20 protein-coding genes and 2 pseudogenes are annotated in these 23,642 nt (G+C 35.3%); 19 read left to right on the forward strand and 3 right to left on the reverse strand.

The window, feature by feature from the left end; genetic code table 11:
- Positions 1–534 precede the first annotated feature (534 nt).
- From M3600_RS09985 to M3600_RS10010, 6 genes are all read left to right on the forward strand, one after another.
- A complete protein-coding gene (locus tag M3600_RS09985) occupies positions 535–1,506 on the forward strand; it encodes a LacI family DNA-binding transcriptional regulator (RefSeq protein WP_237942863.1) in 972 nt (323 codons plus the stop codon).
- 513 nt (positions 1,507–2,019) lie between these two features.
- Positions 2,020–2,577: an RNA polymerase sigma factor gene (locus M3600_RS09990; protein ID WP_251645694.1), complete on the forward strand. Its 558-nt coding sequence runs from the start codon at positions 2,020–2,022 to the stop codon at positions 2,575–2,577.
- On the forward strand, positions 2,543–3,994 hold the full coding sequence (locus M3600_RS09995) for an anti-sigma factor (RefSeq protein WP_251645696.1): 1,452 nt from the start codon (positions 2,543–2,545) through the stop codon (positions 3,992–3,994). Before M3600_RS09990 ends, M3600_RS09995 begins: the two co-directional genes overlap by 35 nt.
- Before the next feature lie 225 nt (positions 3,995–4,219).
- Positions 4,220–4,954: an SDR family NAD(P)-dependent oxidoreductase gene (locus M3600_RS10000; protein ID WP_251645698.1), complete on the forward strand. Its 735-nt coding sequence runs from the start codon at positions 4,220–4,222 to the stop codon at positions 4,952–4,954.
- 117 nt (positions 4,955–5,071) lie between these two features.
- Entirely contained in the window at positions 5,072–5,575 is a 504-nt protein-coding gene (locus M3600_RS10005) for a DinB family protein (protein ID WP_251645700.1), read from the forward strand.
- Between the two features lie 135 nt (positions 5,576–5,710).
- Positions 5,711–6,283 (forward strand): cysteine hydrolase family protein, encoded by a 573-nt coding sequence (locus M3600_RS10010; RefSeq protein ID WP_251645702.1) that lies wholly within the window; start codon positions 5,711–5,713, stop codon positions 6,281–6,283.
- 305 nt (positions 6,284–6,588) lie between these two features.
- Here the strand turns inward: M3600_RS10010 and M3600_RS10015 are convergent, their stop codons facing one another.
- Positions 6,589–7,050 (reverse strand): MerR family transcriptional regulator, encoded by a 462-nt coding sequence (locus tag M3600_RS10015; protein ID WP_233315116.1) that lies wholly within the window; start codon positions 7,048–7,050, stop codon positions 6,589–6,591.
- A 365-nt stretch (positions 7,051–7,415) separates the two neighbouring features.
- On the opposite strand from M3600_RS10015, the gene M3600_RS10020 reads away from it, so the two are divergent.
- The 6 genes and pseudogenes from M3600_RS10020 (at position 7,416) to M3600_RS10040 (ending at position 12,005) form a co-directional block, all read left to right on the forward strand.
- A complete protein-coding gene (locus M3600_RS10020; protein ID WP_237942858.1) occupies positions 7,416–8,267 on the forward strand; it encodes an aldo/keto reductase in 852 nt (283 codons plus the stop codon).
- A 52-nt stretch (positions 8,268–8,319) separates the two neighbouring features.
- The gene (locus tag M3600_RS10025) at positions 8,320–9,330 is read left to right on the forward strand and encodes a zinc-binding dehydrogenase (protein ID WP_251645704.1); all 1,011 of its coding nucleotides are present in this window, start codon (positions 8,320–8,322) and stop codon (positions 9,328–9,330) included.
- A gap of 169 nt (positions 9,331–9,499) precedes the next feature.
- Entirely contained in the window at positions 9,500–10,666 is a 1,167-nt protein-coding gene (locus M3600_RS10030) for an MFS transporter (RefSeq protein WP_233315119.1), read from the forward strand.
- A gap of 189 nt (positions 10,667–10,855) precedes the next feature.
- Positions 10,856–11,066, forward strand: a pseudogene (locus tag M3600_RS29180) (cyclase).
- A gap of 325 nt (positions 11,067–11,391) precedes the next feature.
- Positions 11,392–11,556: a hypothetical protein gene (locus M3600_RS10035; RefSeq protein ID WP_237942853.1), complete on the forward strand. Its 165-nt coding sequence runs from the start codon at positions 11,392–11,394 to the stop codon at positions 11,554–11,556.
- Positions 11,557–11,685: 129 nt separating this feature from the next.
- A pseudogene (locus M3600_RS10040) lies at positions 11,686–12,005 on the forward strand (glyoxalase superfamily protein).
- A 690-nt stretch (positions 12,006–12,695) separates the two neighbouring features.
- Here the strand turns inward: M3600_RS10040 and M3600_RS10045 are convergent.
- On the reverse strand, positions 12,696–14,114 hold the full coding sequence (locus tag M3600_RS10045) for an MFS transporter (protein ID WP_233315122.1): 1,419 nt from the start codon (positions 14,112–14,114) through the stop codon (positions 12,696–12,698).
- A gap of 608 nt (positions 14,115–14,722) precedes the next feature.
- On the opposite strand from M3600_RS10045, the gene M3600_RS10050 reads away from it, so the two are divergent.
- Together M3600_RS10050 and M3600_RS10055 are read left to right on the forward strand one after the other, a co-directional pair.
- Positions 14,723–15,955 (forward strand): MFS transporter, encoded by a 1,233-nt coding sequence (locus tag M3600_RS10050; RefSeq protein WP_233315123.1) that lies wholly within the window; start codon positions 14,723–14,725, stop codon positions 15,953–15,955.
- A gap of 12 nt (positions 15,956–15,967) precedes the next feature.
- On the forward strand, positions 15,968–17,437 hold the full coding sequence (locus M3600_RS10055; protein WP_237942851.1) for a glycoside hydrolase family 32 protein: 1,470 nt from the start codon (positions 15,968–15,970) through the stop codon (positions 17,435–17,437).
- 41 nt (positions 17,438–17,478) lie between these two features.
- Here M3600_RS10055 and M3600_RS10060 read toward each other — a convergent pair whose 3' ends face one another.
- A complete protein-coding gene (locus M3600_RS10060) occupies positions 17,479–18,309 on the reverse strand; it encodes a helix-turn-helix domain-containing protein (RefSeq protein ID WP_237942850.1) in 831 nt (276 codons plus the stop codon).
- Positions 18,310–18,460: 151 nt separating this feature from the next.
- Between M3600_RS10060 and M3600_RS10065 the strand changes: the two genes are divergently transcribed.
- The 5 genes from M3600_RS10065 (at position 18,461) to M3600_RS10085 (ending at position 23,578) form a co-directional block, all read left to right on the forward strand.
- Positions 18,461–19,075 (forward strand): Gfo/Idh/MocA family protein, encoded by a 615-nt coding sequence (locus M3600_RS10065; RefSeq protein ID WP_251645706.1) that lies wholly within the window; start codon positions 18,461–18,463, stop codon positions 19,073–19,075.
- Entirely contained in the window at positions 19,062–19,607 is a 546-nt protein-coding gene (locus tag M3600_RS10070) for a Gfo/Idh/MocA family oxidoreductase (protein WP_251645720.1), read from the forward strand. The genes M3600_RS10065 and M3600_RS10070 overlap by 14 nt, the downstream gene beginning before the upstream one ends.
- Positions 19,604–20,497 (forward strand): sugar phosphate isomerase/epimerase family protein, encoded by an 894-nt coding sequence (locus tag M3600_RS10075; RefSeq protein WP_251645721.1) that lies wholly within the window; start codon positions 19,604–19,606, stop codon positions 20,495–20,497. Before M3600_RS10070 ends, M3600_RS10075 begins: the two co-directional genes overlap by 4 nt.
- 132 nt (positions 20,498–20,629) lie before the next feature.
- A complete protein-coding gene (locus M3600_RS10080) occupies positions 20,630–22,048 on the forward strand; it encodes a sugar porter family MFS transporter (RefSeq protein WP_285854771.1) in 1,419 nt (472 codons plus the stop codon).
- Positions 22,049–22,522: 474 nt separating this feature from the next.
- On the forward strand, positions 22,523–23,578 hold the full coding sequence (locus tag M3600_RS10085) for an acetamidase/formamidase family protein (protein ID WP_237942846.1): 1,056 nt from the start codon (positions 22,523–22,525) through the stop codon (positions 23,576–23,578).
- Positions 23,579–23,642 lie beyond the last annotated feature (64 nt).

A 23,642-nucleotide genomic window follows, 5' to 3' on the forward strand; every position in this document is an offset into this window, starting at 1 on the left:
GTGAAAATCTTTTTACTCATTATTTTCTCCGTCTCCATGTTTCTCTAGTTGTGTTACATAATTATACAAAAAAATACCCTATAGGTAGACTTTTTTTAAGTGTCTACTCTATAGGGTACATTTTATATGCGGATTCGGGCTTTTATTATGCACTATTTCGGGGCATATCATGAAGGAGCGACAAGCTGAGAAATATTTTCCGTATTTTATGTTGTATTTCCTGAGAAATCGCATGATATGACAATGTTTGCGGTTTTTTTACATCATTTATCTATAGAATAAAGACAAAATGAAACTAACTGAATTCTGACTTTAAAACAAAAGTAATCTTCATGTCTGTTAACCCAAGATTTGCTGATTAAACATACAAACAAGAAAATTCAGAGTAGAGCTTAAAAATGGAAGTGACGGCTAATGTTAATAACGTGATGAGCACTTTTTCTTCCTAAAATGTTATAAATCTTTCATCCAGTAAAACAGCGGATAATCTTTTGTACTATAATATACTTAATTGGTTTTTTAGGAGGAACAGAAATGAAGCCTAAAATTGAAGATGTGGCGAAAAAGGCTGGTGTTTCGCCAACTACTGTTTCGCGTGTTTTGAATAACCGCGGGTACATAAGTGATAAAACTAGGGAAAAAGTCCAAGAAGCGATGAATGAGCTTAATTATTTTCCAAATGATGTTGCTCGGTCTTTATTTAACAAGCGGTCTAACTTAATTGGCTTGATACTGCCGACAACGGCAAACCCTTTCTTTGGAGAACTGACTTTTCACTTAGAAAACATTTGTGCAACGTTAGGGTATAAGGTGTTGCTTTGCAATAGTTTAAATCAGATTGATAAAGAAGAAAAATACTTGGAAATGTTATTACGAAATCAGGTGGATGGAATTATTGTCGGTACACATAATCGCGGTATTTTTGATTATCATAAGCAAGGTTTAGCTGTTGTTGCTATAGATAGGTATCTGTCTGAAACCATCCCAGTTGTCGGCTCTGATAATTACGAAGGTGGGAAAATCGCAACAGAATTGTTAATTGAAAATGACTGTAATTGTATTGTGCTAATGGATGGAATTGGAGAACTGGAAACGCCGGCCAGATTAAGAAGAAAAGCGTATATAGATCTTATGGAGCAACAGGGCAGGACGCCAATTATTTATGAAATATCAGAGGTTTTTGCTCAAAATAGTTATATACATATAATAAATGAAATTTTTAACGACCATCCAGAAGTAGATGGTGTATTTGCCACTAATGATTTATTTGCGGCAGCATTTTGGAATGAAGCAAAAAAACGAGGAAAAAACATTAAGGTAGTCGGCTATGATGGGACAGAGACAGCTCAAACATTATTACCAGAACTTACAACCATTAGGCAGCCAGTCGATCTAATAGCGAAAACAGCTATCGATATTTTATTGAAAGAAATAGAGGGAGAATTCACAGACATTCATTTAGAAACAAGGCTGCCTGTTCGATTATTAAAAGGAACTACAGCTTAAATATTGCTTTATTATATGGTGGTAGAGATGCTGGTTTAATTCGCTTTTATTTTGACTTAGGAAAGAAAAAAGGTGACTATTTTGATTGAAGTTTTTGCTATTTTTAGCTTTTACTTATTACCCATTTATTGTATTGTTTTTTGTTTAAATCTTGTGTCATTGTTAAAGAAGATAAAGTATGAAGAAAATACAGCTAATAATACCGTATGGTTTACAATTTTCCTTTGTACTAATCATTATGACCATAGCTTCACTCACTACGCTTGAGTAGAGAAACAGAAAGAAATAATTTTTCCTAACTGCTGTATTATAACTGATTTGTTGAGGGATTCCATAATAATTTGGAATCCTTTTCTTATGCCACAATAAGGGCAGGGACAGGAAATAACTATCAAGGGTTTATAAAAGAGTATTAGTTTAGGAATGGAAAGCTCTTCTTTTTGTATTCTTTTTTTTATAAACTGTCACAACTGGTTACACTTCGTTCGTTATATAGAGTGAGAGGGGGATAAGATGAAAGTTAATAATCAAGATTATGAAAAGATGGAAGAATTATATGAGTTGTATGAACAAAAAATTTATTCTGTTGCCTATTCCATTTTAAATAATATCCAGCAGGCGGAGGATTCTGTTCAAGAGACATTCATCACACTTTATAACAATTTAGAAAAACTGTATAGCTTGGATACGCAAGAGCTTAAACGCTACATATTAAGAATAGCGAAAAACAAAGCGATAGATAGCTATCGGAAAAATAAACGCCATGGTCTGCTTGTGGAAGAATATCAAAGAGAATCAATTGAAACTATAGATGAAAATATTGAAGAGTGGCAACAGCGTTTAATGTCTGAAAATCAAATTGATACATTGTTAACAGTGTTGAGTGAATCTTGTAGACAGGTTTTCAAATATAAAGTTTTCTATAATCTGTCGTATCAGGAAATATCCAAGCTAATGGGATTAACGGAGGTCAATGTTCGAAAGCAATATGAACGCGCCCGTAAACGTGTACTTAATATGATAGGAGGTTTACAATTTGACGAATTCACAGGACTCAAAAAAAATGTATGATTTAGCTGAAAAAATTGCTTTAGATGATTTTGATTCATTAGCTGGACAACATGAATTCTCAGACACCTACAACCATAAAAAGAAATTGTTTATGGAGGAAATTAAGGCAAAAAGGGAACAACAAAAGATCAGGCGCAAAAAGAATCGTTTACTAATTGCTGCTGCCTGTCTATTAATTGGTATACCGACAACTGCTTTTGGTGCCGTTAAAGTCTATGATATGACTATCCAAAAACAAAATTATGAAGTAGATATTTCCGTGACAAATACAAATACAAATAACCAAGATAAATGGTATAAATTGAAAATTGCTAATATGCCAGAAAATATGGAAGAAGTTCGAAATACTGATGGCATGAAGTTTTCATTTAAAGATAACTATGCGCAAGGTGGTTTTTCATTTAGTCTTATGAGAGTAGGGGGAAAATCAGACTTCCAGACACTTTACGCAAATAATTATGAAGAAAAAGAGATAAATGGCAGGAAAGCAGTTATTATCAGTAAAGATTCAGTAAATGAAAGCATGACGTTTGACAGACAGGTATATCTCTTATTTGAGAACGAGGGAATCATGTTAGAGAGTTATGTTGGGGCTGATGTTAACGAGGACGTAATGATGAAGGTTTTGGAAGATATTTCACTTGTACCAACATCAAAAGAAAAGGCAACACCAATAATAGAGTATGAAGAAGCTCAAATCAGCGATGACCAAACTGAATTTAAAGTTATTCCTTTGAATAAAGACAGCAATAGATTATTTTCTATAGGTGAAGTGGTTCCAGTAACGATAGAAGAATTGGTTAATGGAAGCAATGGTACTGTCAGTAAAATGTATTCCTTAGAATATACGGTAAATAAGGTTGAAGTCTATGATTCGATTAAAGATTTCAAGCAGGGGAACTTTAATGAAATTGGATTAGAAATGCTAACCCATTATAACGCTATAGATCAGGAAAAAACCCTTATACCATACAAACGAAATATTTATAAAATGGGGGATGGCAAGGATACCATTGACAAGTTAGTAGATACCCAATTAATTAATGGAAAGTTTGTCTATTTAACTACAACAGTTACAAATACTAGTAATCAGGCAACCGAGGAAATTTATATGCATCCATCCTTGCAAGTGCTTAAATCGGAAGGAAATGCGTGGAACTATGCTAATTTTGATGGAAATTCAGAACACAGTATTATGACTGGCGAAGTTGATTATCTAGAACCTCACGGAAGTGGTAAATCCTTTTACAATATTGGAAGTATCCAACCAGGTCAAACGAAGAAGATTAACTTAGGTTATTTTGTTGATGAAGATAAACTGGACTCTATTTTCCTTGATGTTTTCCATTACTCTGGGTCTGGTATAACAGAAGACTTAAATGCAGAAGACCGTTGGTGGATTGATATTCGTCAATAGTTTAAAAACTATTAAAAAATGTAGTTTATAGTTATTAGACATAAACCTAAAAGAAATATTATTAAAAGAATCCAGCAGAAAATGGTGGGTTCTTTGTTATGTTACGAATATTGTTACAAAGTAATTCCCCAAAAGTAATTCCTCCACCTTTTTCCATTTGTTTCATTTATAATTTAAAGAAGATAAAATTTTCGAAAAAATCAATATAGAGAGGAGTTATAAAAAATGCTCAAAAAAAGAAAAGTTATAATAACAGGTGCAGGCTATGGAATTGGAAAGGAGATTGTCAAAGGGTGTTTAAATGAGGGTGCATCGGTAATTGCTTGCGATATTAATGGCAACTCTTTAAATAATTTATCACTGGCAATGGATAGTCGTAATGTTTTATATACATACCAATTAGATGTCAGTAAATATGAAGCTGTTACTAAATTTTTTGATTACATCGAAGCAGAACATTCTGACGTAGATTGTTTAGTTAACAATGCTGGAATTTATTTGGCAAAAAATATTTTGGATTATCAAGCAGATGAAATGGATAAAGTTTTAGACATAAATGTAAAGGGATTTATTTATTTTTCACAAATGTTTGGCAAAAAATTATTGGAAGAGAAACGGAAGGGAATCATCATAAATATGTCTTCAGTTTCAGGGATGGAAGGCAGTTCAGATGCGATTTACGGACTTTCGAAAGCAGCTATACTTGGTTTAACAAAAAGCTGCGCCATGAATTTTTCACCATATATTCGAGTTAATGCTGTTGCGCCTACGATGGTAAATACAACGATGATGGGGATAATACCTGATTGGAGAAAAGAAGAATATTTAAGTCACCAACTCATTAATACCCCTGTCCTACCTGAAGATGTGGCGGAAACGGTTGTTTTTTTATTATCAGATAAAGCAAAGCATTACACAGGAGCAACGTTCGATATTAATAATGGAGGATATTTACGGTAGTAAAAGACTCCACATTATGTCGGTACGAAATGGAAAATTAGTGTTTGGTGAAAAGCTTCATTTATGTATAATAAGAAGAATATTCAGTTATTATCTTTATAAGTGGGGGATAGTGAGATGGACAAACAGGAATATGAGTGGGTAAAACAAACAAGGCAGATTTTACTAGACCAGTGTAAAGAATTGAATGAAGCTGATTTTACAAAAGAGATTGGATTTGGATTTCAAAATATAAAAGATTCCTTAGTTCATGTCGCGGGTTGTTATCATGCTTGGTTAGGTTCTTTTGTGCTTGCCAAAACGGATGCACCATTATTATCAAAGGAAGCAATCAAGGAAATGAAAATGGAAAATATCCAACATTATTTTCAGCAGGCAAATATATATGTAGATAATGTTTTCGATCAATTCGCTGATAGAAATAATGAACTGATCGTTAAAGAGCCTTCTTGGAAAGTAGGCAGTGGGGTTGTAAGAAAATCGCCACACCAATTACTATGCCATTCTATTACACATGAATTTCATCATAAGGGGCAAATTGTAGCAATGCTGCGGTTACTCGGTTATTTACCTAATAATACAGATATTTTGGGACTATCTGAAAAGGAATTTTCATTTTAATAGTTTTAAAGAAAATCACCTAACAGAAATAAGTGCTAAAGGCAGCAATGATATTTTTCTATTACATAAGATGGTAGGTTAAATGAACAAAAGTGATTTAAAATGTAGTGAAAATTAATGATAGGAGGATATCTTATGGAGGAAAAGAAAAAAGCTTTAATTATAGTCGATGTGCAAAAAGCTTTCGATAATAAAAAATGGGGAGAACGTAACAACCTTAATGCAGAAGAAAACATTAGTAAGATACTAAAATTATGGAGAGAACAAGAATGGTTAGTAATACATATACAACATACATCTGATAATCCTAATTCAGTATTTCATCATAAAAATGAGGGGTTTGCTATTAAAGAAATCGTTAAACCTATTGATAAAGAAGTAATAATAAATAAGAAAGTAAACAGTAGCTTTATTGGTACAAATTTAGAAGAGATTTTAATAGAAAATGAAATAAAAACAGTTGTAATTACTGGTTTAACTACACCTCATTGTATATCTACAACTACAAGAATGAGTGGTAACTTAGGTTTCGATACATACCTGATTTCAGATGCAACAGCTGCCTTTGGTTTAAAGGACCAAAATGAGAGATATTATGATGCAGAAGCTATTCATAATATCTCTCTAGCTACATTGCACGAAGAATTTGCCACAATACTTACAACAGATAAATTGATAAACGAGTTCTTTTCTAGGCATATGTACTAAAAAATGCATTCTTTTCATAAAAGGGAGCGTCTTTTCTAGTACAATTAGAGCAGAATTCCTGTAATACAAAAATGTAGGATAAAAACATTCCTGTATCTCATTTATTCATCAAGCCTGCACTAATTAGTTGGCACTTTATTTATTCTTTTCTGCTGCTTTAGCTTTATAAAATGTTAAATTTAAGAATAAGTGTTTGTTTATTGAGAGATTTATAGTGTATGGGCATCATAAAGAAAAAGTCGATATTCCATAGGAACATCGACTTTTAACTATTAATGGATAATTTATATTATAAATAATTCTTTCTAATCAGCAATCTTAGCCTCATTAACGGGTTGACAAGATTGGCTGTCACTCTTTGGCAATCTACCATTATGCCAAAGGGCAGGGTTCGTATCATCTGGAATAACCTGATTCATAATATTACGGTAGTGCTTTTCTTTATTTAGAATATATTCGGCCATTAATTTTGCTTCTTCTAATTGCTTCAGGACCAGTTCTTTTTGCTTCAATATTATTTCAAAACGTTCCGGAATAGTAGAATCACCTTCCAAACAGAGCTCAACATATTTCTTTATATCATCAACTGACATTCCACTCTTTTTTAAGTTTTTTGCCCCTCTAAGCCAATTTATAGAATCATCCTTAAAGATGCGATTATTATTTTTATCTCGCTGTAGATTAGGAACTAACCCCTTATCTGTATAGTAACGTACAGTGTGGGAGGTTATATCAAGTAATTTAGCAACTTCTTTTACCGTATACATATATTAAAAAACTCCTTTTCTTTAAATTTAGGTTAATTTATATTATTGACTTCGTGTAACACGAAGGTGATATTGTAACGATACTCAGAATTTCAATCTTGTAATACCTATATAAATATAAAAAATACTATCTTTTCTTGACTTCGAGTAACACGAAGCTGGTAAGGTAATGATACTCAGGATTTCCAATCTTGTAAATACCTAAATCGATTTAAAAAATGCTATCTCTTTCTTGACTTCGTGTTACACGAAGAAATTATATTTAAAGCTGTTCAAAGAATCTGATAGTAAAATTTCGCAATAAAACATGCAAGAGTAAAGGATTTACTTTGAATAAATCAGAGACTATTTTTGGAGGTTTTAGTATGCAAAAAGTGACTTTAAATAATGGTGTTGAAATGCCTTTACTCGGATTTGGAGTTTGGCAGATCCCAGATGCTGAAGAATGTGAACAAGCAGTTTACGATGCACTTATTGCTGGTTATCGTCTAATTGATACTGCAGCTGCTTATGAAAATGAAGAAGCGGTCGGGAGAGCTATCATACGCAGTGGAGTGCCTAGAGAGGAAATATTTGTTACAACAAAACTGTGGGTTCAGGATGCTGGTTTTGAGCGTGCAAAAATAGCTTTTGAAAAATCATTGGATAGGCTGCAATTGGACTATATAGATTTATATTTGATTCACCAGCCATTTGGGGATATATACGGATCTTGGCGTGCGATGGAGGAATTGTATGCACAAGGAAAAGTTAAAGCAATAGGCGTAAGTAATTTCCAGATGGATCGTTTAGTAGATTTGATTTGTCATAACGATATTGTTCCAGTTGTAAACCAAATTGAAACCCATCCATTTTACCACCAATTGGAAAGTGAAAAAATTATGAAAGAATACAATATCCAGATGGAGTCTTGGGGTCCGCTTGCTCAAGGTAAAAATAACATTTTTCAAAATGAAATTTTAGTTACATTAGCTAATAAGCATAAAAAGTCTGTTGCTCAAGTAATTTTAAGGTGGTTAACACAAAGGGGAATTGTTGTGATTCCAAAGTCTGTTCACAAGGAACGAATTATCGAAAACTTTCGTATTTTTGACTTTGAATTAAGCCAAGACGATATGGACGCAATTTCAACTTTAGATACAAATACGAGTCTATTTCCTTCCAAAAACAATCCAAATATTGTGAAGCAATTTGCCAATTGGAAATTTGATATTTAATTTAATTTTCTCTGAAATAGAGAAAGACTTAGCCATGAAAGGATAGATTTATATGAAAGCAATAATGTTAAGAGAAACAGGGGAACCAAGTCAATTAAAGTTACAAGATATAGAAAAGCCAAAACCGGGTCCGAATGATGTCATCGTTCGATTACAAGCGGCATCTCTTAACCGAAGAGATCTTATGGTTGTAAAAGGGCAATACCCAGGGATGAAACTGCCAGCTATTCTTGGTTCCGACGGTGCAGGAAAGGTCGTCGAGGTTGGAGGCGAAGTTCAAAATGTCTTTATTGGTGACGAAGTCATTATAAACCCTGGAATAAACTGGGGAAATGATAAAGATAAAAAAAGTACCGACTTCCAAGTTCTTGGTAATCCAACTGACGGAACATTCGCTCAATATGTAAAGATACCAGTGGAAAATGTTTACGCAAAACCTACTCATTTATCTTGGGAAGAAGCAGCAGCACTACCACTCGCTGGCTTAACTGCCTACCGTGCTCTAATCACGAAAGGTAAAGTGAAGAAGGGGGAAACCGTACTTATTCCAGGTGTTGGCGGAGGCGTAGCTACTTTTCTTGTTCAGTTTGCAGCTGCATTAGGAGCAAAAGTTTACGTAACATTAAGCAAAGAAGAAAAGATAGAAAAGGCTAAAGAATTTGGTGCGGTGGGAGGTGTCAACTACACAGCAGATGATTGGTCGGAGAAATTAGAGAAATTAACTGGTGGTATTGACCTATCTATTGACAGTATTGGTGGAGATTCGTTTTCAACCTTAGTGTCACTTGGGAAAATTGGTAGTAGAATTGTCAGTTTTGGAGCAACGAGAGGTGCAGTACCGAATTTATTCCTTCCAAGTATGACTGTAAAGGAGATGTCCCTGATAGGTTCTACAATGGGAAGTCCCCAAGACTTTGCTGAGATGCTTAAATTTGTTGAAGAACACCAAATTCATCCTATTTTGGACGAAACTCTTTCGTTGGAACAGCTACCAGAGGGATTATTCAAAATGGAACACGGAGAAAACTTTGGGAAAATCGTTTTAACTATTCCACAAGATTAAAAAAATATCCAGTATATAAATGATTTATAACTAAGTATAAATAGAAGGCTCACATGAAATATGCTTTAAACCATAAGCTGGAATCATTTCCGGTCCGCTAATATTAGTTAGCGAAAATTTATTTATAAAAATATCAAATGAAATTTTTTGTTAAAAAGGGAGTACTATTTTGGAGAAACATACTAAACTACTTATTTTTATTTTAGCATTTGGAGTATTTGGGGTATTGAACACGGAGATGGGTGTAATCGGTATTTTACCTTTACTGGCAGAGCATTACGGAATTTCTGTCACAAGAGCCGGATTGTTGGTTAGTCTGTTTGCACTTGTTGTTGCTATTACAGGTCCAGTATTACCAGTTTTATTTTCAGGTATTAATCGTAAAAAGGTAATGCTTATTTCTTTAGGAGTATTTGTAGTCGGCACTGTTTTTTCTATTTTTGCAACTAATTTTAACATTGCATTAGTCGCTCGTATAATTCCTGCATTTTTTCATCCAATCTATTGTTCATTGGCATTAACAATTGCAGCTACGGCAGGGGATGAAAAGGAAGCTCGGAAAGCAATAACCATTATTGTTATGGGAGTTTCTGCAGGTATGGTGCTTGGTGTACCTATCACTACATTTATTGCAAGTATGGCTTCAATTGAAATGGCGTTACTGTTTCCTGCTGCTTTAAATGCAGTAGCATTTTTATTAACTTTGTTCTTAGTACCTTCTATGCCAGTTGCAGGGAAAACATCTTACGGAAAGCAGTTAAGCGTATTGAAAAGACCAGTTACATGGTTAAGCATTTTTACGATTATTTTTCTAACCGCCGCAGTTGCTGGAACGAATAGTTTTACCTCTGAATACTTGACTAGTGTTACACAAGTATCTGGGAAAACTTTAAGCCTAGTACTCTTTTTATTCGGTGCAGCAAGTATCGTTGGAAATCTTCTGGCTGGGAATTTTCTTACTAAAAGTGCAATCAAAACAGCCATTATTTTTCCGATAGTAATGGCATTAATTTTCATCGTATGGTTTTTTGTAGGAGAGCTTCTAGTTCCGATGGCAATAATTATGATTATATTCGGCATTTTGTTCTCCATTCAAAATAATTTGAACCAATATTGGATAACTTCTGCTGCACCAGAAGCACCAGAGTTTGCTAATGGATTATTCGTCTCGGGCTCTAACTGGGGAATAAGTATTGGAACTGCTGTAGGAGGCTTATTCATTACAGGCATTGGGATAGAATATATTGTTTGGGGAGGAATATTGTTCTTAGTGTTAAGTTTGGTGACTATTTTACTGAGAGGTTATATTTCTAAACCAGCTAAAAAACTGTCATAAATAATGTAGGCTACATTTGTAAAAATATTAATTAGAAAATGGCGATTCTTATAGATGAGGATCGCCATTTATCGTGGGTTATGAAATATTATGCCTTAATTGAGTTAGGATAGCTGTAAAAAGTCATTGTTTTACTTTATGAGAATATATATAATATCGACACAAAACTAACTAGAGGTGGATATAAAAATGGATAAAAGAGTCCAATTCGACTTTGAAATCGATTTTACTGAATGGCGGTGGTTTACAAGGACAGGATTTTCGTCTCGATATCCATGGAGATGACATTTCTGATGATGAGTTAGCGAAATATATCGTAGAGGATATGAGGTTGCTAATGGTTGGAAAAGTCAGGATACTCAACAAAAAAATAATTAATGAAAAACACAAGCGAAAATAAGAACCAGCTGCTATAATAGGCGGCTGGTTCTTATTTTACTATGAAAGGGTAAGTTTGTTGAAGAAGGAATATCTGTTTAACTTTCAGTGTTGTCTTTCACTTTGTTCTGAATTTACAAATGTAAACTTCCATTTAGTTGATGTAATTCCGCTTCATGCAGCAATATAATGGATTTTTAAAAACAAAAAGCTTTTCTTTAACATGTGAAGCAAATAATTTTCTCATTCTGTTGGGATTTTTTGATTAGGTTGACGAGGAAGTCCTATTTTTATAAATTAAAAAGGAAGTTAAAATAAAAGATAAGAAGCCTTTGAAAGGAGTTCCTATGAAGAAAATTATTTCTATTGTGTTGGTAGCTATTATAGTTGTGTCTATTTCATATTATTCATTTTCGAAAGAATCCAATGATAAAACAGAAAGTGTCATAACAGATAAAAATGGGAATTTAATTGAACCAATTAGTAGTGATAACAATAATATTGGACATTGATAGAAATTCCCCTTATAGTGTCTGTCAACGAGGAGCATTAAGGAGTTGACGAATGCAAAACTCGATTAATTCCTATCAATATGTATGTAAGTTTGGGTCTTTATCTAGTGTGCACAAAAGGAATAATATATGATTATACCTATCTTTCGTGTTTTGATATTGAAAAAGTTTGCTCGTTTTATATAAATTATTTAGGATTTAGAATAGATTGGGAACATAAATATTCGGAAAATATGCCAGTATATCTCCAAATTTCTTTAAATGATATAGTTATACATCTATCTGAACATAATGGAGACTCTTCTCCAGGGAATTAAATTAGAATTAAAATTAATGATTTAAAAAATTTTCATTCCTTACTATCAAGAAAAGAATATCCATACTCTAATCCAGCTATTGAAAAAATGCCTTGGAACACTATCGAATTAACAGTTATTGACCCTTTTTGAAATAGAATTACATTTTATGAGGGAATTGAGTAACAGAACAGTTCAGAAAAACTAATCATGTAAATCTTGTGAAATTTAAAGAAGGGATCCATGAATTAAGAAGGGTTCTTCCTTGTTATCTTGAATGGATAAAAGCTAAAAAGCGAGATTTCTTTTTAGACAGAAAAAAGAAGGATTTAATAGTTGTTTTTCAACAGTTAGTGATATAAGGAATTGTCAGAGTAAGATAGAATACATATGGTTAGAATAACTAAGGAATAGAGGATTTTGGATAAGTGGATAGACAACGAGCCCTTTTTTATGGATTTATATTGGTGTAGTTTTATTAATTACTCCCGTACCTCATGTATTATATTGGATGGATGATAATGAAGAAGTATTTCGTTATTTTGGATTATTTATATCTGTAATCTGTGCTGTCCCATAAATTTTTGATGTTGCTAGAGTATATAAAAATATTCTTAAGAAGTATAGTTAACGAGAAAATGAAGAAAAGCTGTCCGTTATGGGCAGCTTTTCTTCATTCACTAAAAGAGGGTAAACTGTATTAATAGTTGCCTTGCATTACTATTTAAACAGTCCAATAAATATGCTCTTACAGGAATTCAACTCAAAAAAGCACCAGCAAAATGCTGATGCTTTAATTCTGTTGAGAGTTCTATCCAGTTGATAAATGGAACCAATAGATTGTTAATAAAGTTTGTTTTCTTCTTGTTCAGCCTTCCACCATAGGGCATCTGCTGGATTCTCAATAACTTCTTTATAATCAGACTTTGTAGCAACTGTTGGGTAAGATCCTTTTAAGGATTTTCCTGTTGTACTCTTAAATAAGAATAGAATTACAAAGAATCCGATAAGACTTATGATTGTTAAGTACCAGGCAGGTGCTAAGTTATTGCCTGTTTGGTGAACGAGCCAGGTGGAAACTAATGGTGTAGTACCACCAAATATAGAAACTGAGACATTAAATGTTACAGATAGTGTTCGGTAGCGTATATCGGTATGGAACATTGCTGGTAGCGAACCAGGCATGGAGCCTTCATAGGTTGCAAGCAGTACACCCAGAATTAGAATACCTAATGAAATAAATATTAGGCCACTCATGTTTACGAAATAAAAAGCTAGCGCCGATAAAAGGGTCAAACCGCCTAAACCGATTAAGAAGACTTTTTTATTACCAATATTATCACTTAGCTTACCGAATAGTAATGTGAGTGGCACCATGATGACCATCACAAGTGTAATTAATATAGTACCGGTAGTGCTTGATAAACCAATAATTTCGTTTAAATAGGAAGGCATATAGGATAATAACATATAATTGGTAACATTAAAGAAGGCTACAGATACGAAACAGACAATAATATCTTTTTTATGATTTTTTAGTATAGAGAAGAAGCTTTCTTCTGTTTGTTCTTGAGCATCTGTAGTAGAAATTTCATTTTCAAAAATAGGTGATTCCTCTAGGTTCTTTCTCAAATACAATCCAACAAATCCTAGTGGTAAACCAAGCAAGAATGGAATTCTCCAACCCCATGAGGCCATTTGTTCATCTGATAAGGTGATAAAGAGTATGCTTGCTACGAGTGAAGCTAATATATATCCTGCAAGGGTACCAATTTCTAATCCACTTCCGAGGATGCTGCGCTTATTGTCAGGAGATGATTCAGCAATATAGACCATTGCACCGGCATATTCGCCTCCAGTTGAAAATCCTTGAATAATTCTTGCGACTAATAACAGGATAGGAGCCCATATTCCAATTTGATCATAAGTAGGTAATAAACCGATCAATAAGGTCGAAAAGGCCATTAAAATAATGGTTGTAGTTAAGACGACTTTTCTTCCGGCTTTATCACCAATTTTACCAAAGATAATACCGCCTAAAGGTCGCATTAAGAAGGCAATTGCAAATGTGGCAAAAGTAAATACTAATTTTAACTCGTCATTTTGTACTGCACTAAAAAAGTTCTGACTAATAATAACAGCTAAGTAGGAATATAAACCAAAATCAAACCATTCCATTGCATTTCCTACTCCTGTAGCAAACACACTTTTCTTCGCTGTTTGAATATCTACAATGTTAATCTTCTTCTTGTTAAATTTCATTTTTTCAACTCCGTGATGTGCGGTTATACAAAAATAACAGATTAGTTCAATCTAGTGTTACTCATGTATCATATTGTGGGGAAAAGCATTTGAGGTAAACTGAAAGCACAAATAATTAATATAGTGCCAAATTCGTCAGGTCAAACTAACACTGATCTCAAGTGAATAGTTGTTTCCCTCCTTTCATTTTTTTATAATCCTAACGATTTCTAAACCTTGCTATCATTCACTACAATAAATCTGCTTATATAACCTATATTTTTTGTCTCATACTAAATACCCGAACAGATTTTACTTTAAACATAATGGAATATTACAAAGACTTTTTAGGAAATAAGATTCTTTATAATATAGGACTTAAAATACTGTGGTTTAGCCATTTTGAAGTTAATAATGGAACCAAATAAAAATTAAAACTTTTTCTCAAGTAGGGAAGTAAGTTGAACATTTACCATAACTTTAGATGTTTCGATATTAGTAGACCTAAAACTAATTTAAGAAAAATCTATGTCAACCCGTTGACATATGAAACCGGTTGACATAAAATGATGTTGAAAGTGCTTTCAATTTAGATTTGTACTCCATTACATCAAAAAGGGGAAATTGAAATGAATGGTTCAAAACGATTGTATTGGCAATTAAGTGCTTATTTTTTCTTTTTCTTTTTTACTTGGTCTTCTAGTTATTCCTTATTTTCCATTTGGTTAGGTCAAGAAATAAACTTAAACGGAGCAGAAACTGGCATTATCTTTTCTGTAAACGCTATCTTCGCTTTATGTATGCAGCCCATATACGGATATATTTCAGATAAAATTGGTCTGAAGAAAAATATTCTGTTTTTCATTAGCTTGCTGCTTGTTTTTGTTGGACCGTTTTATATTTATGTTTACGGACCATTATTGCAATTTAATGTGCTATTAGGGGCAGCGGTTGGTGGCCTTTATCTTGGAACAGCCTTTTTAGCCGGCATCGGTGCAATCGAGTCTTATATTGAAAAGATTGGCCGGAAATATCAGTTTGAGTATGGGAAATCAAGAATGTGGGGCTCGCTGGGGTGGGCCGCAGCTACTTTCTTTGCCGGGCAGCTGTTTAATGTTAACCCGAACATCAACTTTTGGATTGCCTCTGTGTCTGCGGTCATCCTCGTTGCAATCATTTTATCTGTAAGAGTAGAGATGACTCATCATGAAATGGAAAGAGCCGACTCTGTTACCTTGAAAGATGTAGGACAGCTGTTTCTCTTAAAAGATTTCTGGTTTTTAATGATGTATGTTGTTGGTGTCACTTGCGTTTACAGTGTATATGATCAACAATTTCCAATCTATTATTCTTCTTTGTTTGCATCTGAAGCCCTTGGTAATCAAGTGTTCGGCTATTTAAATTCATTCCAAGTGTTTTTGGAAGCAGGAATGATGTTCTTAGCTCCATTTCTTGTGAATAAGCTTGGAGCGAAACGAAGTTTATTGCTGGCAGGTTTTTTGATGGCTTTCCGCATCATTGGCTCCGGTATTGTAATAGGTCCAATTGGAATTTCTTCGATGAAGTTAATTCATGCAGTGGAGCTGCCAATCATGTTAATTGCTATCTTTAAATATTTAGCTGCGAATTTTGACACTAGATTGTCATCAGTCTTATATTTAGTCGGCTTTCAATTTGCATCTCAAGTCGGTGCATCGATTCTATCTCCTTTGGCCGGCAGATTATATGACAGTATTGGATTTAGACAGTCCTATTTATTAATGGGATTATTGGTGCTCGTATTTTCGATTATTTCGATCTTTACATTACTCAATTCGAATAAAACGATAAATAATAAGAAAAAACTGCAAATAGTTAATTAGGAGGAATTGTACATGTTAACAACTAATAAGCTTCAACTAGCGCAAGAAGCCATCGAAAAGGCAAAGCAGCAAATGAATTCCCGCTACAGATTAGGCTATCATATTATGGCGCCTGCAAATTGGATAAATGATCCGAATGGTTTAGTCCAATATAAAGGGGAATATCATGTGTTTTATCAGCATCATCCATTTGATGAAAACTGGGGTCCGATGCATTGGGGCCATGTGAAAAGCAAGGATTTAGTTCATTGGGAGCACTTGCCAATTGCCCTTGCACCAACAGAAGCATACGAAAAAGATGGTTGTTTTTCTGGAAGTGCTGTTGATGATAATGGCATTCTTACCTTGATTTACACAGGCAATATATTTATAGACAAAGAGAAAGATATTCTCGATCAGTCCCAATGTATTGCTACTAGCACAGATGGCATTCACTTTACAAAAGACACCGCAAATCCGGTAATATCCAAGCATCCTGAAGAAGGATCTGGTCATTTCCGTGACCCTAAAGTATGGAAGTATGAGGACTTCTGGTATATGATATTAGGCACAAGAAAGGAAGATACCGGCAAAGTTGTTTTATATAAATCAAGTGATCTACGAGAGTGGCAATATATTGGCGTATTAGCAGAGAGTGATGGATCACTAGGTTATATGTGGGAATGTCCAGACTTCTTTGAGCTTGGAGGAAAGCATGTACTATTATTCTCTCCGCAAGGCATGGAGGCACAAGGTGAATTATATAATAATATCTTCCAAACAGGCTATATAGTTGGAGATTACAGTTATGAAACAAATAGCTTTGAAGCAGATGATTTCACAGAACTAGATAATGGCCATGACTTTTATGCAGTGCAAACATTTTTAGATGACAAAGGCCGCCGCATTGCGATTGGCTGGATGGATATGTGGGAATCGATTATGCCGACAAAGGAAGACGGCTGGTGCGGCGCCTTAACACTTCCCCGCGAGTTAACACTTGATCAAAATAACAAAATTCTCATGAAACCAGTAGAGGAATTGTCATTGCTGCGAACAACAGAGCAAAAGGTGTGCACAAACAAACATCTAGCTGAAAGCTATCTCGTTGAAGCAAATAATGATCTTATGGAATTAAAGCTTGATATTGATTTAACAAAAACAGCAGCACAAACAGTGGGCGTGAAAATCCGCGGCATCAATCAAGAGGAAACCTTGATAAAATATGAAACGAAAGAACAGAAGCTAGTGTTAGATGTGTCTAAAGCTGGAAAAAGCGAAGATGGAGTAAGAGGCACTACACTTAAAGCTGACACACAACTTTCACTAAGGGTGTTTATCGACAGATCCTCTATCGAAGTATTCGCAAATGATGGACAAGTGACAATGACAAGCCGTATATATCCTAACGAAGCAATACTAGGGTTTGAACTTTTTGCAGAAAATGGAGCAGCTGAAGTAATCGATTTTACTTATTGGGAATTGAAAGATATATGGGAATAATAATAGAAGGAACAAGTGTATACCACTTGTTCCTTCTTTCTTTAAAATGGCAGATTTCTAAACTTCTTTGGTGTTAATTCTGTATGCTCTTTAAAAATTTTTATGAAATGAGGCACACTGTTAAAGCCACATTCAAATGTGATTTCCTGAATAGATAAGTCTGTGTTGTGCAAGAGCTCTTTGGCATGATTAATGCGGAAGTTAATTAAATATTGATAGGGAGAACAGTTCAAATGTTTTTTAAATACTCGTGAAAAATGATATGGACTTAATCCTGCACAATCGGCAATGTCCTGAAGCTTAATTTGGTTAGGAAAGGAGCTTTCTATGTAATTAATCGCCTCTAAGATAGATTTGAATTGCAAGGAATCCACTTCACTCGATTTCTTTTTTAATTCATACAATATCTTATGTATATAAATAGATACAGCATCCTCTTCTACATGATTTTCTTTGGCTGCATGGAGAATACTAGTCATATAGTCTTGAATTACATAATTGTTTGCAATCGAAAAAACACATCCGCCTGCTTCATATAGGAGATTATAATAAGCTTCACTCGCATTACCAGAGAAATGAATCCAATCAAATACAGTTTCCTCTTCGGCCTGATATTTATGTGGTTTATAGCAATTCAGAAACACAAACGAGTTTTCTGAGGCGGTATATTCCTTTCCCTCATAAAAGATTCTCATTTTTCCCTTCTTTACAATCATAAATAGATAGCTGTTCCAATTGTTCCGCTCTACGATATATTCGTTACTGCAGCAGAACGTACCAGAGTAAGATAAATAGAAAAGTGCATCTTTCGCGAAATCACTAGGTGTATGAAAATACATTTTTGATTGTGATAAGACTCCTTTTTCCACCATATAAAACTTCCTCCTACATATCTTTTACACGCATTATAAAGACAGCAAGAATATTACATTATTTAGCAATATCCTATAATGACATTGTAAATAGAGTTTATTAATATGTACATAAGGAAAGCAAAAATAAACAATAAAGGAGTTAAATAACATGGAAATTAGAATTGGACTGATTGGTGCAGGTTGGATGGGGAAGGCTCATACGAATTCATTTGTAAACGCTTTATTGAACTTTGGTCCTGAATATGGCAAGCCAATTTTTGAAGTTGTATCAGATGTTAGTGCAGAAGCAGCTCAAAAAGCAAGTGAGACATTAGGCTATTCTAGATGGACAACAAACTGGCAGGACGTAGTCACTGACGAACATATTGACATCGTTGATATTGCGACACCAAATGCATTTCACTATGAAATTGCAAAGGCTGCACTAGAGAACGGCAAGCATGTATACTGTGAAAAACCTTTAACTCTATCAAGTGAACAATCATTAGAGCTTGCGGAAATTGCGAAGGCTAAAGGAGTCGTCAACTATGTTGGCTACAATAATGTGATGAATCCAGCCACTGCTTATATAAAAGAACTAGTAGACACTGGGAAACTAGGCGACATCGTCGGCTTCTTCGGAACGTATGCACAAGATAGCCTGCTTGACCCAGATTTGCCTATTACGTGGAGACATATTAATAAGTATTCTGGTTCTGGCGCACTAGGTGATTTAGGGCTCCCACTTGTTAAGTGTTTCCCAGTTTATTTTGGGAAATATTGAAAGCGTTAACGCAACAGCGAAAACTATATTTAAACAAAGACCATCATCTCCTGGTTCTTTAACTTTAGCAGAAGTAGAAAATGAAGATATTATTGCAATCCTAACAAACTATGAAAATGGAGCAGTCGGCACAATTTCTTCGAGCCGGATTGCAGCAGGAAGAAAAAATTACTTAACATATGAAATCCAAGGAACAAAAGGCACTGTTCACTATTCTTTAGAACGTATGAATGAAGTAAACGTGTATTTCACATCAGATAATAGTGCAGACAGAGGTTTCCGAACAGTATTTTTAGGTCCAGATCATAAAGGCTATAGTGCATTTTATCCAGCAGCTGGTATTGCAATCGGTTATAACGATATGAAAGTGCTTGAAGCACACGAATTGCTGTCAGCACTATCAAAAGGCACTGCCTATGCTTGTGATTTTGAATTTGGCGCACAAATTGATAAAACAGTTGATGCCATTCTAGCATCAGCAGTACAGCAGCAATGGGTTCGTGTGAATGAAGTGGGAGGTGTAATCGCATGAATATTAAAATAGGAACAGCACCAGACTCCTGGGGAGTATGGTTTCCCGAAGATGAAAAGCAAGTGCCGTGGGAACGGTGCTTAAATGAAATGGAAGAGGCAGGCTATGAGGGGATTGAGCTTGGACCATGGGGCTATCTTCCGAATAATTATCAGCAATTAAAGCAAGAGCTTGAGAAACGCAACTTAACCCTGACAGCAACAACATTAGTTGGTGATCTTACTTCTGAGAAAAAAACACAGGAAATGATTGCTCTACTCGATGAAATGGCAGAGCTTCAGCTGAAGTTTCCAACTGCGAAATATGTAGTGTTAATCGATGATTGTTATACAGATTTGTTTTCAGGCGAACTTATCCGTCCGCAAATATTAAACGATGACGAATGGAGCTCATTTATCCGCAATGTAGAACAAATAAAAAACCATGCAAAATTAAGATACGGCTTGGAAGTAGTGTTTCATCCACATGCACAAAGTCATATTGAGACAGAGGAGCAAATCGAAAGACTTCTGTATGACACAGATATAAATCTATGCTTAGATACAGGACATCATGCATATGCAGATGGTGATCCAGTTGCGTTCATGCGCAAACACCATGCTCGTATTCCATACCTTCACATTAAAAGCTGTGATCTCAAGGTAAGAGAAAGAATGCAAATAGAGGGCTGGTCCTTTGCTAAAGCAGTGAGTGAGGATATTATGTGTGAACCTGAATTAGGTGTAGTCGATATGGAAGCTTTCTTTAAAACTTTGCAGGACATAAACTATAATGGGTGGGCAGTTGTCGAACAGGATATGTATCCTGCACCATTTGATAAGCCATTTCCAATTGCAAAGCGGACAAGTGAATACTTAAAAACTATTACTAACGTAATTAATACCAAATAAACAGTTCTTTACAACTCTATCATAAAGAAGATCCATCATATGATAGAGTTGTAAAGCTAAGAAAGCATCCGTTTTATTTGATTATTTTTGAAAGCGGATACAAATACTCTGGCGAAAAAGGAGGAATGGGCAATGGATAATGCAAAGTTGTCTAATCATTACTCGATGGAGACAGGAAAGGGTAATAAAGATCCTAAAAAAAATCTCCGGTTAATTACGATTGTAGCGACCTTTGGAGGATTGTTGTTTGGTTATGATACAGGTGTAATTAACGGTGCACTGCTATTCATGGCTCAGCCTGACCAGCTTAACTTAACTCCTTTTACAGAAGGTTTGGTCGCAAGTTCACTTGTTTTGGGAGCGGCAATTGGTTCCATCTTCGGAGGCCGGCTCTCAGATACTAGGGGACATCGAAAAACGATTCTTTATTTAGCGATCTTATTCTTCTTCGCAGCGCTTGGCTGTGTTATCGCTCCTAATACAACCATCATGATTTCATTCCGATTTCTGTTAGGGCTAGCTGTAGGCGGAGCATCCGTTATCATCCCCTCTTATCTTGCAGAAATGTCACCAGCAGAACGACGCGGCAGATTAGTAACACAAAATGAATTAATGATTGTCACTGGTCAATTACTTGCCTATGTTTTTAATGCTGTTATCGGAAATACCTTTGACGAAGCAGGACATGTCTGGCGATATATGCTAGTGATTGCTACACTACCAGCCGTTGCCTTATGGTTAGGTGTTCTTATATTGCCAGAAAGCCCACGCTGGCTCGCATCAAAAGGGAGAATAGCAGAAGCACTGCATACACTAAAACAAATTCGTGAAGGAATTTCGGCTGAGAAAGAATTAAAAAGTATTCAAGCAAGTATCGAAGAAATGAAAAACACCAAAAAAGTTACCTTTAAAGATTTAGGCATTCCATGGATTAGAAGAATCGTTGTCCTTGGAATAGGAATCGGAGCGATTTCACAATTAGTAGGCATTAATTCAATCATGTACTATGGCACACAAATTCTCCAAAACTCTGGCTTTGGAACAAAGGCAGCATTAATCGGAAATGTCGCAAATGGCTTAATTTCCTTAGTAGCCGTCATTATTGGCATGTCCATCATGCATAAAGTAAATAGACGTTCTATGTTTCTGACAGGATTAATTGGTGTTACCGCAGCTCTCCTTTCAATCGGAATTTCCACACTGCTTCTTGCGGATTCCCCAATGCTGCCATATGTCGTCCTTTCTATGACATGTTTATACTTAGCGTTCTTCCAAGGAGCAGTCGGTCCAATGACATGGCTCACCTTATCAGAGATATTTCCAGCCAGAATCCGAGGAATAGGGATGGGAATGGCAGTCTTGTTTCTCTGGCTTTTCAATTTTTTAGTTGGTTTATTCTTCCCCGTACTATTAGACAGTGTTGGCTTATCGGCAACCTTCTTCCTTTTCGCCGTATTTGCGGTTGGAGGGATTGTGTTTATAGGAAAGTATTTACCGGAAACAAGAGGATTATCGCTGGAGCAGATTGAGGAGAATTTTAAACGGAGTTAAAGGATCTTATAATTGTTATTTAGAGTTGCATCTGAATGGATGCAACTCTATTTTTTGTATTCATGCAAGCTATTAAAATACTTTGTTAAATAATCTGACAAGTTGCTTGCCTGTAAAGAAGGAATAAATTACGATGAATTGCAAATACATCGACTTATTTACCTTTCATTTGAACGAAAATCCCAGAATAACTAGGTACGTCTTAGAGAATGCTCCGAAGAAGTTGCACCATACTAGGCTAGCGATTTTTCTGTTTATAACAAGGTAGCCGCCGAATAGGTAAAAGGTGAATTGCATAACAGGCTGTCAAGGTGATGGAAAACTTGAAAAAGACTTGGACAGCTGTAACACACAGATGTTTTCTTCAGAGAGATTAATGCGGTAAGCATAATTCATAGTAATACTTTCATGGAGGATTGTCAGCACAAACCTATGTGACTGTATCGGAGGAAAAACCGAGAGGGGAGAGGTACAATGGCTGTAAATGATACGAAAGTACAAGAAACATCGCTTCATACACTGAAAGCAACTTCAAAAACGGTGCATTGGGGCTATTTTGATAATTCTGTTAAGCCAGCGTTAGAAATAAACTCCGGTGATATCGTGAGTGTAGAAACAGTAACACACCAAGCGGGGGACGCACCTGACTTGATGATGGATGACGGGATTAAAGAAATATACGATAATATTCCTTTTGAGCAAAGAATACCAGGTGCTCATATTATGACTGGACCGATCTATGTTAAGGATGCAACACCTGGAGATATGCTTCAAGTAGAAATTCTGCAGCTAACTCCACGCTTACCTTATGGTGCAAACTTGCTGGCGAATTGGGGCTTTTTATTTAATGAATTTGATAAAAAGGAACGAATCACTATTTATGAATTAGACCGAGAAGGCAAGTGGCTGAATGCTAAATTTGCTTACGACTACCCTTATGAATACAACATCAATGGTAGAATTATTGCACCTGAAGAGGCTATAAGGGAGCCTGCATTAACAAATATGCAAATACCAGCAAGACTTCATATCGGCAATATGGGAGTCGCACCTAAGGAAAAGGGTTGCTTTAGTTCAACACCTCCAGGAATGTATGGAGGAAATATCGACAACTGGAAAATTGGTGCTGGTGCTACGATTTATTATCCAGTCGGAGTAGAAGGCGCATTGCTGTCCCTAGGTGACGGTCACTTCGCGCAAGGAGACAGTGAACTGAGCGGAACTGCAGTAGAAGCTTCATTAAATTGCTTGTTAAAAATAAATGTCCGTAAAGACATGGCCTTTCACTCTCCCTTGCTTGAAACAACTGATGCATGGATAACCCATGGTTTTCATCCGGATTTAGAGCAAGCCGCAAAAAATGCAGCGTTAGAAATGGTTGGATTTCTGAGTTCAAGATATGGGCTGTCAAGGCAAGATGCATACTCGTTAATCAGCGTTTGTGGCGATTTTTCGATAACACAAGTGGTGGATGAAAATAAAGGAATTCATGTATCAATCCCAAAAAGTGTATTGCTGCCTAAGGCTTAGGATATATCCTAAGTCTTTTTATTATTCTTCTCCTAGTTCTGTTTATTCCGATCAGAAGCTGAAA

Source organism: Niallia sp. MER 6, assembly GCF_023714395.1.
GTDB lineage: Bacteria > Bacillota > Bacilli > Bacillales > Cytobacillaceae > Niallia.

Coding starts and splice junctions, on each gene's coding strand:
- M3600_RS09985 (WP_237942863.1), top strand. CDS start 535: ATGAAGCCTAAAATTGAAGATGTGGCGAAAAAGGCTGGTGTTTCGCCA.
- M3600_RS09990 (WP_251645694.1), top strand. CDS start 2,020: ATGAAAGTTAATAATCAAGATTATGAAAAGATGGAAGAATTATATGAG.
- M3600_RS10000 (WP_251645698.1), top strand. CDS start 4,220: ATGCTCAAAAAAAGAAAAGTTATAATAACAGGTGCAGGCTATGGAATT.
- M3600_RS10005 (WP_251645700.1), top strand. CDS start 5,072: ATGGACAAACAGGAATATGAGTGGGTAAAACAAACAAGGCAGATTTTA.
- M3600_RS10010 (WP_251645702.1), top strand. CDS start 5,711: ATGGAGGAAAAGAAAAAAGCTTTAATTATAGTCGATGTGCAAAAAGCT.
- M3600_RS10015 (WP_233315116.1), bottom strand. CDS start 7,050: ATGTATACGGTAAAAGAAGTTGCTAAATTACTTGATATAACCTCCCAC.
- M3600_RS10020 (WP_237942858.1), top strand. CDS start 7,416: ATGCAAAAAGTGACTTTAAATAATGGTGTTGAAATGCCTTTACTCGGA.
- M3600_RS10025 (WP_251645704.1), top strand. CDS start 8,320: ATGAAAGCAATAATGTTAAGAGAAACAGGGGAACCAAGTCAATTAAAG.
- M3600_RS10035 (WP_237942853.1), top strand. CDS start 11,392: ATGAAGAAAATTATTTCTATTGTGTTGGTAGCTATTATAGTTGTGTCT.
- M3600_RS10045 (WP_233315122.1), bottom strand. CDS start 14,114: ATGAAATTTAACAAGAAGAAGATTAACATTGTAGATATTCAAACAGCG.
- M3600_RS10050 (WP_233315123.1), top strand. CDS start 14,723: ATGAATGGTTCAAAACGATTGTATTGGCAATTAAGTGCTTATTTTTTC.
- M3600_RS10055 (WP_237942851.1), top strand. CDS start 15,968: ATGTTAACAACTAATAAGCTTCAACTAGCGCAAGAAGCCATCGAAAAG.
- M3600_RS10060 (WP_237942850.1), bottom strand. CDS start 18,309: ATGGTGGAAAAAGGAGTCTTATCACAATCAAAAATGTATTTTCATACA.
- M3600_RS10065 (WP_251645706.1), top strand. CDS start 18,461: ATGGAAATTAGAATTGGACTGATTGGTGCAGGTTGGATGGGGAAGGCT.
- M3600_RS10075 (WP_251645721.1), top strand. CDS start 19,604: ATGAATATTAAAATAGGAACAGCACCAGACTCCTGGGGAGTATGGTTT.
- M3600_RS10080 (WP_285854771.1), top strand. CDS start 20,630: ATGGATAATGCAAAGTTGTCTAATCATTACTCGATGGAGACAGGAAAG.
- M3600_RS10085 (WP_237942846.1), top strand. CDS start 22,523: ATGGCTGTAAATGATACGAAAGTACAAGAAACATCGCTTCATACACTG.